At 64.3% G+C, this 15841-nt stretch carries 19 protein-coding genes; 7 read left to right on the top strand and 12 right to left on the bottom strand.

Annotation, left to right across the window (positions count from 1 at the left end; all coding sequences use genetic code 11):
- Together J4D52_RS16640 and J4D52_RS16645 are read left to right on the top strand one after the other, a co-directional pair.
- Positions 1-296 (top strand): DUF6124 family protein (locus J4D52_RS16640; protein WP_207272142.1); only part of this gene is annotated, 296 nt, incomplete at its 5' end.
- Positions 297-496: 200 nt separating this feature from the next.
- Entirely contained in the window at positions 497-1660 is a 1164-nt protein-coding gene (locus tag J4D52_RS16645) for a diguanylate cyclase (protein WP_025807768.1), read from the top strand.
- A gap of 5 nt (positions 1661-1665) precedes the next feature.
- Here J4D52_RS16645 and J4D52_RS16650 read toward each other — a convergent pair whose 3' ends face one another.
- A complete protein-coding gene (locus J4D52_RS16650; protein ID WP_102677158.1) occupies positions 1666-1959 on the bottom strand; it encodes an addiction module antidote protein in 294 nt (97 codons plus the stop codon).
- A gap of 220 nt (positions 1960-2179) precedes the next feature.
- Between J4D52_RS16650 and J4D52_RS16655 the strand changes: the two genes are divergently transcribed.
- Positions 2180-2629: a DUF3828 domain-containing protein gene (locus tag J4D52_RS16655; protein WP_097305266.1), complete on the top strand. Its 450-nt coding sequence runs from the start codon at positions 2180-2182 to the stop codon at positions 2627-2629.
- Positions 2630-2653: 24 nt separating this feature from the next.
- Here J4D52_RS16655 and J4D52_RS16660 read toward each other — a convergent pair whose 3' ends face one another.
- From J4D52_RS16660 to nirK, 3 genes are all read right to left on the bottom strand, one after another.
- Positions 2654-3664, bottom strand: a complete 1011-nt coding sequence (locus J4D52_RS16660) for an NAD(P)-dependent alcohol dehydrogenase (RefSeq protein WP_173678551.1) — start codon at positions 3662-3664, stop codon at positions 2654-2656.
- A 55-nt stretch (positions 3665-3719) separates the two neighbouring features.
- Positions 3720-4019, bottom strand: a complete 300-nt coding sequence (locus tag J4D52_RS16665) for a helix-turn-helix transcriptional regulator (RefSeq protein WP_007924100.1) — start codon at positions 4017-4019, stop codon at positions 3720-3722.
- Between the two features lie 66 nt (positions 4020-4085).
- Positions 4086-5174, bottom strand: a complete 1089-nt coding sequence (gene nirK, locus J4D52_RS16670) for a copper-containing nitrite reductase (RefSeq protein WP_025807778.1) — start codon at positions 5172-5174, stop codon at positions 4086-4088.
- 226 nt (positions 5175-5400) lie between these two features.
- Between nirK and J4D52_RS16675 the strand changes: the two genes are divergently transcribed.
- The 4 genes from J4D52_RS16675 (at position 5401) to J4D52_RS16690 (ending at position 10527) form a co-directional block, all read left to right on the top strand.
- Positions 5401-5643: an exodeoxyribonuclease VII small subunit gene (locus J4D52_RS16675; RefSeq protein ID WP_007924102.1), complete on the top strand. Its 243-nt coding sequence runs from the start codon at positions 5401-5403 to the stop codon at positions 5641-5643.
- Positions 5640-6527, top strand: a complete 888-nt coding sequence (gene ispA, locus J4D52_RS16680; RefSeq protein WP_097305270.1) for a (2E,6E)-farnesyl diphosphate synthase — start codon at positions 5640-5642, stop codon at positions 6525-6527. Before J4D52_RS16675 ends, ispA begins: the two co-directional genes overlap by 4 nt.
- 111 nt (positions 6528-6638) lie before the next feature.
- The gene (gene dxs / locus J4D52_RS16685) at positions 6639-8537 is read left to right on the top strand and encodes a 1-deoxy-D-xylulose-5-phosphate synthase (RefSeq protein ID WP_053281104.1); all 1899 of its coding nucleotides are present in this window, start codon (positions 6639-6641) and stop codon (positions 8535-8537) included.
- Between the two features lie 100 nt (positions 8538-8637).
- Entirely contained in the window at positions 8638-10527 is a 1890-nt protein-coding gene (locus J4D52_RS16690; protein WP_102677160.1) for a TonB-dependent receptor domain-containing protein, read from the top strand.
- A 119-nt stretch (positions 10528-10646) separates the two neighbouring features.
- Here J4D52_RS16690 and J4D52_RS16695 read toward each other — a convergent pair whose 3' ends face one another.
- The 8 genes from J4D52_RS16695 to ribE all read right to left on the bottom strand — a co-directional run bounded on the left by J4D52_RS16695 (position 10647) and on the right by ribE (position 15813).
- Positions 10647-11441: a cobalamin-binding protein gene (locus J4D52_RS16695; RefSeq protein WP_102677161.1), complete on the bottom strand. Its 795-nt coding sequence runs from the start codon at positions 11439-11441 to the stop codon at positions 10647-10649.
- Positions 11441-11860, bottom strand: coding sequence for an MFS transporter (locus tag J4D52_RS16700; protein WP_102677162.1), 420 nt, complete (start codon positions 11858-11860; stop codon positions 11441-11443). Before J4D52_RS16700 ends, J4D52_RS16695 begins: the two co-directional genes overlap by 1 nt.
- On the bottom strand, positions 11857-12474 hold the full coding sequence (ribA, locus tag J4D52_RS16705) for a GTP cyclohydrolase II (protein WP_007924108.1): 618 nt from the start codon (positions 12472-12474) through the stop codon (positions 11857-11859). Before ribA ends, J4D52_RS16700 begins: the two co-directional genes overlap by 4 nt.
- A gap of 112 nt (positions 12475-12586) precedes the next feature.
- The gene (locus J4D52_RS16710; protein WP_063433167.1) at positions 12587-13345 is read right to left on the bottom strand and encodes an ABC transporter substrate-binding protein; all 759 of its coding nucleotides are present in this window, start codon (positions 13343-13345) and stop codon (positions 12587-12589) included.
- A gap of 10 nt (positions 13346-13355) precedes the next feature.
- On the bottom strand, positions 13356-13859 hold the full coding sequence (locus tag J4D52_RS16715; RefSeq protein WP_038575438.1) for a phosphatidylglycerophosphatase A: 504 nt from the start codon (positions 13857-13859) through the stop codon (positions 13356-13358).
- Complete coding sequence (gene thiL / locus J4D52_RS16720; protein ID WP_102677163.1) at positions 13856-14821, bottom strand: thiamine-phosphate kinase; 966 nt, start codon at positions 14819-14821, stop codon at positions 13856-13858. The genes J4D52_RS16715 and thiL overlap by 4 nt, the downstream gene beginning before the upstream one ends.
- A gap of 18 nt (positions 14822-14839) precedes the next feature.
- The gene (gene nusB / locus J4D52_RS16725) at positions 14840-15340 is read right to left on the bottom strand and encodes a transcription antitermination factor NusB (RefSeq protein ID WP_009051090.1); all 501 of its coding nucleotides are present in this window, start codon (positions 15338-15340) and stop codon (positions 14840-14842) included.
- Positions 15337-15813 (bottom strand): 6,7-dimethyl-8-ribityllumazine synthase, encoded by a 477-nt coding sequence (gene ribE, locus J4D52_RS16730; RefSeq protein ID WP_007924117.1) that lies wholly within the window; start codon positions 15811-15813, stop codon positions 15337-15339. The genes nusB and ribE overlap by 4 nt, the downstream gene beginning before the upstream one ends.
- Positions 15814-15841: the final 28 nt, after the last annotated feature.

Consider the following 15841-nt stretch of genomic DNA (forward strand, 5'->3'; position numbering starts at 1 on the left):
CGGCGAACAACGCCGAGCCCTCGGCTCTCGCCTCCCTGAAAGACACCGCCGCGACAGCCGTGGGCCATGACTCGCTGTTCAGCGTCCGCCGCGGCGTCAGCGCCGAAGAAGCCTTGGTGCATGTGTCGTTGCTACTGGATTGCGCGGTGCAGGTCAGCGATGAAATCAGCGAGCGCGCCAGCGGCGTGGAGCGCGGGCTGATCTGGTCGATGATCCATTCGGTGGAAATGGCCAGGGCCGTGGTGGATTCACTGCTGGATGCCAACCGGCCAGTTGCAGCCCCGCCGGGAAGATAAAAGCCCAGCGCAATCGCCTGAGGGAGGCGGGACAAACCTCAACTGCCTCGTCTCCCCCATCCAAAGAACCCAGACAGTGGCCAAAAGATATCGCTACAATCCCGCGCCTTGATCCCCAGGCTGCGGCCCACCTACCGCGCCTCCCTCTCTGCCCACGACTTTGGGCATCCCCCGCATGACGCAAAACGAGAACCAAGGACATGGCGCTGCATATCCCCACCCTGCTCGTGGTGTCGCTCTTCATCTTCTGCCTGATGGGGCTGTTGAGCTTTCATGCCTGGTCCCGGGAAACCCGCGAGCAGCCCCTGGCGTACCTGGGCGGCATGATGCTGCTGGCGGCGATCGGCCTGCTACTCAACAGCCTGCGCAACCTGGGCGGGGACTTTGTGCCCCTGGTGCTGGGCAATGTGCTGCTGTTGCTGAGCGCGGCGCTGAACTGGACGGCAATGCGCCTGTTCGCCGGGCGGGCGCCTTCGGTGCCGGGCATTCTGGCGGGGGCCGTGCTGTGGCTGGGGCTGTGCCTGGTGCCCGCCTTCTATGGAACGATGGCGACACGGGTGTTGGTCTATTCGTTACTGGTGGTCGGTTATGGGACGCTGACGGCGTTGGAGTTCTGGCGTAGCCGGCATCAACTGGATGTCGCCTATCTGCCGGCACTGGTCCTGACCCTGCTGCACACCACGTTCTATATCGTCCGGGCGGCTACTGACGGTGGGCTGGCCTTCGATAACGCACTCTCGGGCACTGGCCAGGGCATGCCGTTTTTTTCCTTCATGCTGTTCGAATCGATGCTCTATGTGATCGGCATCGCCTACGTGACGCTGGCGATGGTCAAGGAGCGCGCCGAGTTGCGCTTCAAGGCAGCGGCGTTCAGCGATGCCTTGACCGGCGTGGGTAACCGCCGGGCCTTTATGGTTCATGGCGAGCAGATGCTGGCCGAGTGCGCGCACCGGGAAGAACCCGTGGCGTTGCTGCTGTGCGACCTGGACCATTTCAAACGGCTCAATGATGCCTTCGGCCATCAGATGGGCGATCAGGCGCTGGTCGCCTTCAGCCAGGTTTCCCTGGAAAACCTGCGTCAACAGGATGTGTTCGCACGAATCGGTGGTGAGGAGTTTGCCTGCCTGTTGATGAATACCCGAGAGCCGCAGGCGGTGCAGGTAGCCGAGCGGATTCGCCAGGATTTCGCCACACTGTCCCTGCTCGAACCCGGGTTGCTCAGCGTGAGCATCGGCGTGGTGACCACCCAGGCGACGGGCTACGACCTTTCCCGGTTGCTGTCCCAGGCGGACGAGGCGTTGTATGGCGCCAAGGGCCAGGGGCGCAATCGGGTGCAGACACTCTTGGCCCCAGAGCTGGGCTGAGGCCGCTACGGCCTGACATGCACCCGCGCCGTCATATCCAGCCCCAGGGCACGCATCACCGCCAGCAGGGTCTTCAGGGTCGGGTTGCCCTTGCCACTGAACGAGCGATACAGCTGCTCGCGGGACAGTCCGGTTTCATGGGCCAGTTCAGTCATGCCCTTGGCCCGCGCCACCACGCCCAGGGCTTTGGCGATGTAGCCGGCATTGCCGGTCTCGAAGGCGTCCGCCATGAACAGGGCAATGGCCTGCGGGTCGCGCAGGGCCGTGGCGGGGTCATAGTCGAAAAGCGGTTCGTTCATGATCGGCTCCAACGACGGGCCAGCTGTTTGGCCAGTTCAATATCGCGACTGTAATTTAAGAACTACACTTTTTGAAAGCGTATTTGTATTGCAAGGCACTGCCAGCGCACAGGCCGATAGCGGTCCGCGCCATCGCGTGGTGAAATCGAACACCCAAGCCTTTCTTACTGTCTTAATTACTCAATGCCTTAAGTCCCCTATCTCCCTGTAAGGACGCCCCATGAGAAAGCTGTTTCCCCTGCTGCTCCTCGCCGCGGCTTTCCATCAACCCCTCGCCCTCGCCGACTGCGCCAGCTCGCCCAAGCCGATGGCCGAAGCCTTCTACAACTGGTACCTGCAGAGTTTCAGCAACGAGAAAGACCCGATCACCGATGACCTGCCGCACCTGCAGCAGTACGTCACGCAAGCGCTGATCGAACGGATCAAGAAGCAGATGAGCAGCCCAGAAGGGCTGGAAGAGGACTACTTCCTCAAGACCCAGGACTACATGGATGAGTGGCTGACCCAGATCAAGGTCAGCGAACCGCAGGTGCAAGGCACCTCGGCGCGTGAGTCGGTAACCCTGGGCAATACGCCGGACACCACGCAGATCGTCGACCTGCTGCTGGTCAAGGACAAGGGCTGCTGGAAGATCAACGAGGTGCTGGCCACCACGGATCAGAGTGAGTGATCCGCGGCAGCCGGCCAGGCAGGATCAGATATCGAGAATGATCTTGCCGAAGTGCTGGTTGCTTTCCTGGTAACGGAAAGCATCGACTATCGCATCCAGGGCGAAATGCTTGTCGAGGACCGGATGCATGCCGTTGGCGTCGATGGCGCGGACCATGTCCTGCTGCTGCCGGCGGTTGCCCACCAGCACGCCTTGCAGGCGCAGTTGCTTGACCAGCGCGGTGACGATCGGGAACTCGCCGGCCACGCCGGTCAGGATGCCGATCACCGAGATATGGCCACCAACCCGGGCGGCGATCATCGACTGCTCCAGAGTGGCCGGGCCGCCCACTTCGATCACGTGGTCGACGCCACGGCCGGCGGTGAGCTTCTGCACGGTTTCGCCCCAGGCCGGATCCTCCCGGTAGTTGATCAGGTGATCGGCGCCGAGGGCTTTCAAACGCTCCAGCTTGGCATCGCTGGACGAGGTGGCGATCACGGTGGCGCCGAGCATCTTGGCGAATTGCAGGGCGAAGATCGACACCCCGCCGGTGCCTTGCACCAGTACGGTATCGCCGGCGGTCACCCGGCCGTCGTCCACCAGCGCGCGCCAGGCGGTCAGGCCGGCAGTGGTCAGGGTCGCCGCTTCGGCGTGGCTCCAGCCCTTGGGCGCACGGGTAAAGGAGGTGGCACGGGCGGTAACGACTTCCCGGGCATAGCCATCCAGGCCGTCGCCCGGCACCGTGGCAAAACCGACGACATTGGGCCGGCCGTCCAGCCACTCGGGGAAGAAGGTGCTGACTACTGAGTCGCCGACGGCGAACTCACTGACACCCTCGCCCACGGCTACCACTTCACCGGCGCCATCGGCCATCGGGATGCGCAATTCGCTCGGCCCCCACATGCCGCTGACCACCGCGAAATCGTGGTAGTTGAGGGAGCTGGCGCGCAGGCGCACGGTGATTTCGCCCGCTTGCGGCGCCGCTGCCGGAGCCTCGCCGACCACTACTTTGTCGTAGCCACCGCCGATTTGTACGTAGATTGCTTTCATGGACAGATCTCCTGGGTTGCCTTTCATTTCGAAAAATAACGAAATGTTTAAGTAAAAAAACTCAGAGTTCGCGCTTCAGTTGCTCGGCAAAAGCCGCAATGGCGGCTTCGTTACGGCGAAAGTAGGTCCACTTGCCGATACGTGTGGCCTCGACCAGGCCAGCCTGCTGCAGGATCGCCAGATGGCTGGAGGTGCTGGACGCCGAAAGCGCGGCCTTGTGCTGCAGGTGAGTCATGCAGATGCCGATTTCTTTCGGCGCGTCATGCCCCTGGGGCGGAAAGTTGCCTTCCGGGTCCTTCAGCCATTCAAGCATCTGCATGCGGATGTCGCTGGCCAGCGCTTTGATTTGATCGATGAGCATGGCGGGGATATTACGGACTTTCCCGAAATGTTCAAGACATGAACAATGTCCCCGCCCTTCCTCCTGTTACTTGCTCTCGACGATCGGCCCTGGCGCCTTCACCTGGGTCATCAGGTCGTCGTCCCACTGCCCCTCCACCTTGATCTGGGCCAGGGCCCCCAGCTCCATGGCCTCGATCAGGTTGTGGCTGAGGTACACGTAGGTACCCGGCTGCTTGAAGGTATAGAGCGCCGCGACCGCGGAGCCGCCGGGGATAAACCAGGTTTCCATGTTGCGTTGCGGCGGGTTGGCGAATTTGCCGGTGGTCCAGACCCAGTCGCCATGGCCGCCGATCAGGTGCGGACGGCTGTCGCGGTTGGCCTGGGAATGGATGAACAGCACGCTCTCCCCGACCTTGGAGGTCAGCGCGTTGGCCCCGGTCAGGGCGCCGACCCGGCCGTTGAACACCACGTGGCTCGGGGTCAGGGTGCGCATCACCGCGCGGGTGTCCTGGTAGCTGGACGCCAGGTTCGGGTAGTCCTTGTAGTGGCCGTCCTTGTCCTTGGGGATATACAGGTCGGATTCGCCGATGGTGTAGACGCGGTCGTAATGCAGGGGTTTGCCCTGCGGGTCGCGCAGGCCGTCACGGGGCAACACCATCAGCGCGCCGTTCATGCCCGACACCACGTGCCACGGCACCATGCCTTGCGGCGCGCAGTGGTAGACAAAGGTGCCGCTGCGGTCGGCCTTGAAGCGCAGCACCACTTCCTGCCCCGGCACCACCTGGGTCAGGCCCGCCCCGCCCAGGGCGCCAGTGGCCGCGTGAAAGTCGACGTTGTGGGGCATGCTGTTGGTCGCCGGATTGACCAGCGTCAGCTCCACATAGTCCCCCTCATGCACCACCAGGGTCGGGCCGGGCATGGACCCGTTGAAGGTCATGGCCTGCAGCGTGGTGCCCTGGTCGTCGATGACCATTTTTTTCTCTTCGATACTCATGCGGAACTGCACCACCTTGGGCGGCCCGCTGACCACTTGCTCATGGGGATGAACCAGCGGCGGCGCGACCAGGTCGACCTTCACCCGCTGCAGATCCTCGGCCCCACTGGCCAGCACCAAGCTGCTGGCACAACTGCCAAGCAGCACACAGGCCCCCAATACACTTCGAAAAACACTCATTGCAGCTTCTCCTTGCCAATCAACGATGGGCCATTGCAAGGCAAGTGCGCGCAACTTTCCTTGTCGCAAAGCAAGAAATGGCGACAGAAGGCTGGCCCACACAACGAGCCCCTGACCCAGGGCAGAAAATCGCCCTCCAGATCCGTTCGGCGAACGCCGCTCATTTGCCCCAAAACCCCATGTCTGCTAGTGTCGCGCCGGTTTAACGTCAACCGGGATAGCCGCCATGGCCCGCAAAAAAGCTGCCTTAGATTTCGAACAATCCCTCGCCGACCTGCAAACGCTGGTCGAGCGTCTGGAGAACGGCGAGCTGTCGCTGGAAGACTCGTTGACCGCCTTCGAGCAAGGCATCGGCCTGACCCGCGATTGCCAGGCGGCGCTGGCCCAGGCCGAGCAGAAGGTGCAGATCCTGCTGGAGCGCGATGGCGAGCTGGCCGAAGAACCCTTCGACGCGGAACAGCCAGAATGATCGCGGCCTATCAGGCCAGCAGCCAGGCCCGGGTCAATGCTGCACTGGAAACCCTGTTCCACGCGCCAAGCCCGGAGCTGGCCCGTCTTTACGAGGCCATGCGCTACAGCGTGATGAACGGCGGCAAGCGCGTGCGCCCGCTGTTGGCCTACGCTGCCTGCGAAGCCCTCGGTGCCCGGCCGGAACAGGCCAACGGCGCGGCCTGCGCGGTGGAGCTGATCCACGCCTATTCCCTGGTGCACGACGACTTGCCGGCGATGGACGACGACGATCTGCGTCGCGGCCAGCCGACCACCCACAAAGCCTTCGATGAAGCCTGCGCGATTCTCGCCGGCGACGGTTTGCAGAGCCTGGCCTTCAGCGCCCTGCTCGACCCGCGCCTGAGCGATTCGAGCGCCGAGATCCGCCTGCGGATGGTCAGCGCCCTGGCGCTGGCGGCGGGCCCGGCGGGCATGGTCGGCGGCCAGGCCATCGACCTCGGTTCGGTCGGTCTCAAGCTCGACCAGAAAGCCCTGGAATACATGCACCGGCACAAGACCGGCGCGCTGATCGAGGCCAGCGTCAAGCTTGGCGCCCTGGCCAGCGGCCGGGCCGAAAAAGACGAGCTCAAGTCCTTGCAGACCTATGCCCAGGCCATCGGCCTGGCGTTCCAGGTGCAGGACGACATTCTCGACGTGGAAAGCGATACCGCGACCCTCGGCAAACGCCAGGGTGCCGACATCGCCCGAGACAAACCGACCTACCCGGCCCTGCTCGGCCTGGAAGCGGCCAAGGCGTATGCCCTGGAGCTGCGCGATCAGGCCCTGCACGCACTGCGACCCTTTGACGCGGCCGCCGAGCCCCTGCGGGAACTGGCGCGTTATATCGTCGAACGACGCAGTTGATCGACCCCGGCGCGGCAGACCGCATATCAGCCAAGTTCCGCGCTCTGCGTGGGCAGCTTGCGATGCATAAGGTAAACTGCCGCCTCTTTTATACCTATAACGATTCGCCTGATGCCCACGACGTTTCATGAGATTCCCCGCAAGCGCCCGACCACGCCCCTGCTCGACCGTGCCAACACGCCGGACGGCCTGCGCCGGTTAGGCGAAGCCGAGCTGGAAACCCTGGCCGATGAGTTGCGCCTGGAATTGCTCTATACGGTCGGCCAGACCGGTGGGCATTTCGGTGCCGGCCTGGGCGTCATCGAGCTGACCATCGCGCTGCATTACGTCTTCGACACGCCGGACGACCGTCTGGTGTGGGACGTGGGTCATCAGGCTTATCCGCACAAGATCCTCACCGGTCGCCGCGAGCGCATGGCCAGCCTGCGCCAGAAGGACGGCCTGGCCGCCTTCCCGCGACGTTCCGAGAGCGAGTACGACACCTTTGGCGTCGGCCATTCCAGCACCTCGATCAGCGCGGCGCTGGGCATGGCCATTGCCGCCCGCCTGCAGAACAGCGAGCGCAAGGCGATCGCGGTGATCGGCGACGGCGCCCTGACCGCGGGCATGGCCTTCGAGGCGCTGAACCACGCGCCGGAAGTGGACGCCAACATGCTGGTGATCCTCAACGACAACGACATGTCGATCTCGCGCAACGTCGGCGGCCTGTCCAACTACCTGGCCAAGATCCTCTCCAGCCGCACCTACGCCAGCATGCGCGAAGGCAGCAAGAAGGTGCTGTCGCGCCTGCCCGGCGCCTGGGAAATCGCCCGCCGCACCGAAGAATACGCAAAAGGCATGCTGGTCCCCGGCACCCTGTTCGAAGAGCTGGGCTGGAACTACATCGGCCCGATCGATGGCCACGACCTGCCGACCCTGATCGCCACCCTGCGCAACATGCGCGACCTCAAGGGCCCGCAGTTCCTGCACGTGGTGACCAAAAAGGGCAAAGGTTTCGCCCCGGCGGAGGTCGACCCGATCGGCTACCACGCCATCACCAAGCTCGATCCCCTGGACAGCCCCGCCGCCGCGCCGAAAAAGGCCGGCGGGCCGAAGTACTCCGGTGTGTTCGGCGAATGGCTGTGCGACATGGCCGCCGCCGACCCGCGCTTGGTGGGTATTACCCCGGCGATGAAGGAAGGCTCGGACCTGGTGGCCTTCAGCGAGCGTTTCCCGCTGCGCTACTTCGACGTGGCGATTGCCGAGCAGCACGCCGTGACCCTGGCGGCCGGCATGGCCTGCGAAGGCGCCAAGCCGGTGGTGGCGATCTATTCGACCTTCCTGCAGCGCGGTTACGACCAGCTTGTGCATGACGTAGCGGTGCAGAACCTCGACGTGCTGTTCGCCATCGACCGCGCCGGCCTGGTGGGCGAAGACGGCCCGACCCACGCCGGCAGCTTCGACCTGTCGTTCCTGCGCTGCATCCCCGGCATGGTGGTGATGACCCCGAGCGACGAGAACGAGCTGCGCAAGATGCTCAGCACCGGCCATCTGTACAACGGCCCGGCCGCCGTGCGTTACCCACGCGGTACCGGCCCAAACGCCACCATCGAAAAAGACCTGCAGCCGATCGAGATCGGCAAGGGCGTGGTTCGCCGCCAGGGCAGCAAGGTCGCCCTGCTGGTATTCGGCGTGCAACTGGCCGAGGCGCTGAAAGTCGCCGACAAGCTGGATGCCACTGTGGTCGACATGCGTTTCGTCAAACCGCTGGATGAAGCCCTGGTACGCGAGATCGCCGCCAGCCACGAGCTGCTGGTGACCGTCGAAGAGAACGCCATCATGGGCGGCGCCGGCGGCGCGGTCAGCGAGTTCCTGGCGCGCGAGGCGATCCTCAAGCCGATCCTGCACCTGGGCTTGCCGGACCTCTACGTCGAACACGCCAAGCCGGCGCAAATGCTGGCCGAATGCGGCCTGGACGAGGCCGGCATCGAAGCCGCCGTACAAGCACGCCTGCAACTGCTCGGCCTGTAACCTGTAGCCGCTGCCAAAGACTGCAATCGCCCCGAAGGGCGTTGCTTTCGAGGCAGCGGCTAGCGTTTTTCTCGCCTGACCAATTCGCAACGGATTGTCGATGAAAGCTTCCCGCCTCCTCCTGCCCCTTGCCCTGCTGCCCATCGGCCAACTGCTGGCCGATACTCTCGAGCGTGAACAAGCCCTCAAGCTGCCGGACACGCTGATCAGCGCCAACCGCCAGGTGCAAGCACGCAACGACAGCAGCGCCGCCAATACCGTCTTCACCCGCGACGATATCGACCGCCTGCAACCCTCCAGCGTCACCGACCTGCTGCAACGGGTGCCTGGCGTGCAGGTGGCACAGAGCGGCGGCCGGGGCAGCGTGCCGGGGATCTACATCCGCGGCACTTCGTCGGCCCAGACCCTGGTGCTGGTGGACGGTCAGCGCATCGGCAGTTCGAGCTCCGGCGACAGCAACCTGCAGCATCTGAATATCCAGCAGATCGAGCGGGTGGAAGTGCTGCGCGGTTCGCGCTCGGTGATTTACGGCAGCGACGCCATCGGCGGGGTGATCCAGATCTTCACCCGGCGCAGCGCCGAGCAGGGCCTGCAACCCCGCCTGCACCTGGGGGTGGGCAGCCACCAGAGCTGGGAGCGCAGCATAGGCCTGTCCGGCGGCGACCAGCAGACCCGCTTCAGCCTGGGCGCCAGCCTCGACGACACGGCCGGGAGCAATCGCACCCATGAGTCCTATGCTAGCGATCGCGATGATGACGCCTACCGCAACCAGTCCCTCAGCCTGAGCCTGAGCCACGCCTTCAATGACGACTGGGAAGCCGGCCTGAACCTGCTGGATAACCGCGGCAAAAGCGAGTTCGACAACCCCTTCGGGCGTTCGTATTTCAATGGCAGCGCCTTCGAGAGCCTCCCCCAGAAGCCCTACAGCGAATTCGCGGTCAGCAGCTTCAGCAGCTATTTCGACGGGCGTATCAACGAGGCCTGGAAATCGCGCCTGGAACTGGGCCACAGCGAAAACCGCGAGAAGACCTTCGACAAGCTCAGCGACGAACGCACGGTGTTCAACACCTACCGCGACTCGGTCAACTGGCAGAACGACCTGACCCTCGACGAACGCAACAGCCTGATCGTCGGTGGCGACTGGTACCAAGACCGGGTCAACAGCAGCACCGCCTTCGCCGAAGACAGCCGCTGGAACCGCGCGGCCTTTGTCCAGCATCGCTTCAAGGCCGACAGTTTCTCCACCGAGCTGGGCCTGCGCCGCGACCAGAACCAGCAGTTCGGCGGCCAGAACAGCTGGAGCGGCACCTTCACCCTGCCGTTGAATGCAGACAACGATGTCCTGCTGACCTACAGCGAAGGCTTCCGCGCCCCGACCTTCAACGACCTGTACTACCCCGACTTCAGCAACCCCGACCTCAAGCCCGAGACCTCGAAAAGCTACGAGCTGCAATGGCGCAGCCAGCTGAACGAAACCACTCGCCTGGAAACCTCGCTGTACCGCACCGACCTGGAAGACGCGATTATCTTCGGCAGCAACTCGCGCCCGCAGAATGTCGCCTCGGCACGGATCAACGGCTTCGAAGCGGCGCTGCGGCAGGAGCTGTTCGGCTGGCAGAGCAATCTGGGGCTGGCAATCATCGATCCCCGCGATCGCGACACCGGCCACACCCTGGCCCGCCGTGCCCGGCGCACCCTGAGCCTGGACCTGGACCGGCAGTTCGACCGCCTGGGCCTCGGCGCCAGCTGGCAGGCGGTGAGCAGCAGCTATGACGACCTGGCCAACCAGCAACGCCTCGGCGGTTATGCCCTGCTGGGGTTGCGCGGCAGCTGGGCGCTGAATCGCGAGGTCCGGCTGGAAGTGAAGGTCGACAACCTGCTCGACAAGTCCTACAGCCGGGTGCTGTACAGCCATGACGGCGCGCAGTACGGGTATCGGGAGCAAGGCCGGGCCTGGATGTTCGGGGTGACCTGGACGCCGGAGCTTTAGTCATGTGGCGCCAGTGAGGGCGCTATCGCGGGCAAGCCTCGCTCCTACACAGGGATTGCATGCTTTTCTGTAGGAGCAGGGGGGACGCCCAGTCCTTGCCCGCGATGCTCTAGCCGTGGCTACTCGGGGTTGAGCAGCTCACAGAGCTTGGCCGTCGCAGCGATCATCTGCCCGCTCGGCCGCTCCAGGCCTTTATCGCTGATCAGCAACAACCTGCCTTGGGTCACGGCCTTCAGCTGCGGCCAGGCTTTCCAGGCATCCAGCTGGGCCTGGGTGCTGGCCAGGATCACTTCAGGGTTACGCTGCAACACCGCCTCGACGCTGACCTGGGGCGCCGGCAGCGGCAGGTCGGCAAACACGTTGCGCGCGCCGCACACACTCAAGGCATCACTGATGATTTGCCCGCCGCCCACGGTGTACAGCGGCTGATCCCAGACCTGATAAAACACCGCCATCGGCGCACTGCGGGCATAGCGCTGACGCAGGCTGGCCAGCTGCTGTCGCAACTCGTTGGCACGGGCCAGGCCGCGTTGTGGACGTCCGAGCCGGGCGGCGATGGTTTCGATCTGGGTGGTGAGCTGGTCAAGGCTGTGGGGTTCGGCCACCAGGGTCGGGATACCCAAGCGGCTGAGCTGCTCGCGCTGGGCCGGGCCGACGCTGCCGGGCCAGAGCAGGAGCAGGTCCGGCTTGAGGCTGAGCAGCCGCTCCATATCCAGCTGGCCGTAGCGGCCCACCGACGGCAGGTTTTGCAATTGGGGGGGACGCTCGCCAGCATCCAGCACGCCGACCAGCAGATCGGCGGAATCCAGCTCGACGACGATTTCCGACAGCGAAGGCGCAAGGCTGACCACACGCTCCACAGCCAGCGCCGGGCCAGCGAAGGCCAGCAGCAGGACTGCCAGCCAGCAGCGCATCAACCGAGCTGACGCGGGATGCGGTAGAGGTAGAACAGCACCGCGGTGGACAGCGCCAGCAGGATCAGCGGCACCGCTTCCAGGCCGACGAACACCGCCAGGGCGCCGATCCAGGCCGGCAGGGCTGCAGCCAGAAACGCCGCGCGACGGCAGGCTGCCAGTTCGATCCAGGCCGACGGCTCCAAAGGGGTATCAAGGGCTTTATGGGTGGCGATCAGCGCGCGCTTGTAGCCGCCGAAGAAACGCAGGCTGACAAACATCGAGGCCACCCCGGCGATGAACAACGGCATCGCCAGGATCGGCAGCAGCGGCTCGCCCTGGCCAAACACCAGGTTGAGCACGAACAGCGGCAGCAGCGCCAGCGCCAGGTATTGCCACCAGCTGACGGCCAGGCGCCGCCGGACCTGAGCGCGGGTCACGCCCGGTCTACCTCGCCCTGGTGCTCGTTACCCATCATGTGGTCGAGCTTGCTGGCCTTGGTGGCCAGGTAGAGTTTGTTGTGCGGGTTGTGGCCGGTATGCAGCGGCACGCGCTCGGCCACGACTATGCCCATCTCGGTCAGGGCTTTGACCTTGCGCGGGTTGTTGGTCATCAGGCGCAGGGATTTCACCCCCAGGTGCTCGAGCATCGGCAGGCACATGGCGTAGTCACGCTGGTCGGCGGCAAAACCCAAGCGCTCGTTGGCTTCCACGGTGTCGGCGCCGCCGTCCTGCAACTCATAGGCGCGGATCTTGTTGAGCAAGCCAATGCCACGGCCTTCCTGACGCAGGTACAGGAGTACGCCACGACCTTCGCGGGCGATCGCCTGCAGGGCGGCTTCCAGTTGCGAACCGCAGTCGCAACGCTGGCTGAACAGGGCATCGCCGGTCAGGCATTCGGAGTGCAACCGGCCGAGCACCGGAGCGCCATCGGCAATATCACCCAGGCTGAGCACGACGTGCTCGCGGCCGGTGGCTTCATCGAGAAAACCGTGCATGGTGAATTGCGCAAAAGGGGTGGGCAGCTTGGAAGCGGCAACAAAAACGACGGGCACCGTTGTGCTCCTGATCTGTATGGGACTGGAGATTCGCAGAGGCGGCATTGTAACAGCAGCTTCCGACAGACGCTTAGGCTGAATTATCGAGCATAAAGATCGAGAAGTTAGATCAACGGTCGTCAGGCGGACGTCCGGCATCGAACGGATAGGGCTGCTTCCAGCGCTGGAAAATCGGCCGCAGACGGCCGTTCTTCACCAGCTCGGCCATCCGCCGATCGAACAGCGCGCGCAGCACTCGGCCCCGTTCATTGTTGGCAAAACCCAGGAACAGCGGCAGCTCGGCCAGATGGGTGCGCCGAAATTGCGCGCGGTCCTCGGCCTGGGACAGGACAAAATCGACTTCGGTCAAGGCATCGATATAGAAGTCGGCACGGCCTTGCTGGAGCATCGGCAAGATGCCGACGCGCCGGCGGATTTCATTGAAGCGCTGAATATTGGGCAAGTAGTCCTGGTAGCGGTAGCCACGTACCCAGACCAGGCGGTAGTTGCCGAGCGTGGCCAGGGTCGGCGGCGGATTCGTCGCCAGGCCCAGGCTGTAGATATGGTCGGTATCGTAATTCCAGCGCGGATACAGGGCTCCATCGGTTTCGTCCCGATAGGAGCCGACCAGGGCATCGACTTCACGCCGCTGCACCAGTCCGACTGAACGGGTGTAGGGCACGCTGCGCATGTCGAGCTTCACGCCCTGGGTCTCGAAGATCTCGCGCAGGATATCCCAGGCCATACCCTGGCCATCGGCCTGGGTGTAGCTGTCCCACTCCTCGCTGGCCACCCGGATTTCCCCGGGCAGCGCCGCCGGCTCAGCGGCCCGGACCAGACTGGCGGTCAAGACACAGAGCGTTACCAGCAGAGCGCGAGCGACCGACATGGCCGATTCCTCAGGCAAAGCACCACACCAGCCCCTGCATCGCCAACCAGGCGAAGACCCCGGCCAGTACGTCGTCGAGCATGATCCCGATACCGCCGTGCACATGCCGGTCGATCCAGCGAATCGGCCAGGGCTTGAGAATGTCGAAGAAGCGGAACATCAGGAAGCCCGCCAGCAGCCACTGCCAGCCTTCCGGCACCAGCCACAGGGTGATCCACATGCCGACCATTTCGTCCCAGACGATGCCTTCATGGTCGTGCACCCGCAGGTCGTCGGCCACCTTGCCGCACAGCCAGAAGCCGAACAGCATGGTGATGCCGAGCATCAGCCAGTAGCCCCAGTCCGGCAGCATCTGCCACAGCGGGATGAAAGGCAGCGCCACCAGCGAGCCCCAGGTACCCGGGGCCTTGGGCAAGGTGCCCGAACCGAAGCCGAAGGCCAGGAAATGCCAGGGATTACGCCAGACGGAAGGTGGCACGCACTCTGCCGGAACCTGTTTGGGATGATCTGTCACGGTGTCTCCCGAAAATGTTGATAGCCCCGAGTGCTCGGGGTGATGTCCCGCCCCTCGGCATCCAGCAGCACCACACCCTGCCCGGCCACGACCCGGCCCAGCACATGCACTGGCCAACCGGCGGCGAGCAGCGGCGCCAGCTCGGCTTCGGGCAGGGTGAAGACCAGCACGTAGTCGTCGCCGCCGCTGAGTGCCGCCGAGCGGGCGCCATTCTCACCGAGAAAGCTCAACAACGCCCGGGACATCGGCAGTTTTTCACTTTCGATCAGCAAACCGACAGCTGAAGCAGCAGCAATGTGCCCGCAGTCTGCCAGCAGGCCATCGGAGATATCCATGGCCGCACTGGCCTTGCCGCGCAGTGCCTGGCCCAGGGCCAGTTGCGGTTGCGGCGACCAGTAGTGGGCCAGCAAGGGCCCGGCGATATCCGGATCGGCGCTGCGCTGCCCAAGCACCAGGGGCAAGGCGCCGGCGCCATTGCCCAGTTCGCCGCCGACGCACAGCAGATCGCCCGGACGGGCACCGCTGCGGGTCAGGGCCTGGCCGGCGGGCACGCGACCGAACACGGTCATGGTCAGGGTCAACGGGCCGCGCGTGGTGTCGCCGCCTACCAGACGCACGCCACAGCTCTGCGCCATGGCACTCAGGCCATTGGCATAGGCTTGCAGCCAATCGGCTTCGACTGTCGGCAGGGTCAGGGCAAGGGTGAAGGCGACGGGCGCGGCGCCCATGGCCGCCAGGTCGCTGACTGCCACTGCCAGCGAGCGCTGGCCGAGCAGGAAAGGGTCGCAGGGGTCTGCGAAATGCACACCGGCCACCAGGGTGTCGGTGGAAATCGCCAGCTGTTCGCCAGGGGCAACAGCCAGCAAGGCGCAGTCGTCGCCAATCCCCAGTGCAACGCCCTCGCCGCCCTGCGCACAAGGCGCGGCAGCGAAGAAGTTACGGATCAGCTCAAACTCGCCCATGGCAGCTGCAAGCGCGGATCAGCGCTTGAATGCCTTCACTTCAGCTTCACGCAGACGCGGGGCCAGCTTGTCGAGTACGCCGTTGACGAACTTGTGGCCGTCGGTGGAACCGAAGACCTTGGCCAGTTCGATACCTTCGTTGATCACAACGCGGTACGGCACGTCGACGCGCTTGAGCAGTTCCCAGGTGGACAGGCGCAGGACCGCCAGTTCGACCGGGTCCAGCTCTTCGATGGTGAGGTCCAGGCAAGGGGCGAGAGCGTTGTCGATCTCGTTCTTGTTGGCCGGAACACCGTGCAGGATCTCACGGAAGTAAGCACCGTCGATGTCGGTGAAATCGTTGTCGACCCGGAACTGCGCTTCGATCTCGTTCAGCGAGTGCTTGGCCATGTGCCATTGGTACAGCGCCTGGGTCGCGAGCTGACGGGCTTCGCGACGCTTGGCGCTCTTGGATGGCTTGCCAGCGTCCGCAGGTTTCGGATCGCGCGGGTTGAAACGATCGCTTTCGTCGCTAATCACTTGGCCTCCAACTGCGCCAGCAGGCTGACCATTTCCAGAGCGGACAAGGCAGCTTCAGCACCTTTGTTGCCGGCCTTGGTGCCGGAACGTTCGATGGCTTGCTCGATCGAGTCGACGGTCAGCACGCCGAAGGCGACCGGTACGCCGAACTCCATGGACACCTGGGCCAGGCCCTTGGTGCATTCGCCCGCCACGTATTCGAAGTGCGGAGTACCGCCACGAATGACCGCGCCCAGGGCGATGATCGCCGCGAACTCGCCCTTCTGCGCGACTTTCTGCGCAACCAGCGGGATCTCGAAGGCGCCAGGGGCACGAATCACGGTGATGTCGCTTTCGCTCACGCCGTGACGAACCAGGGCGTCAACGGCGCCGCTGACCAGGCTTTCGACGACGAAGCTGTTGAAACGGCCGACCACCAGGGCATAGCGGCCTTTGGGGGCGATGAAGGTACCTTCGATGGTCTTCAGGGTCATTCGACAAATCTCTTAAAGAGCCGGAGCG

This window comes from Pseudomonas sp. GW460-12-10-14-TSB1 (assembly GCF_017349775.1).
In the GTDB taxonomy this organism is placed as follows: Bacteria; Pseudomonadota; Gammaproteobacteria; order Pseudomonadales; family Pseudomonadaceae; genus Aquipseudomonas; species Aquipseudomonas piscium.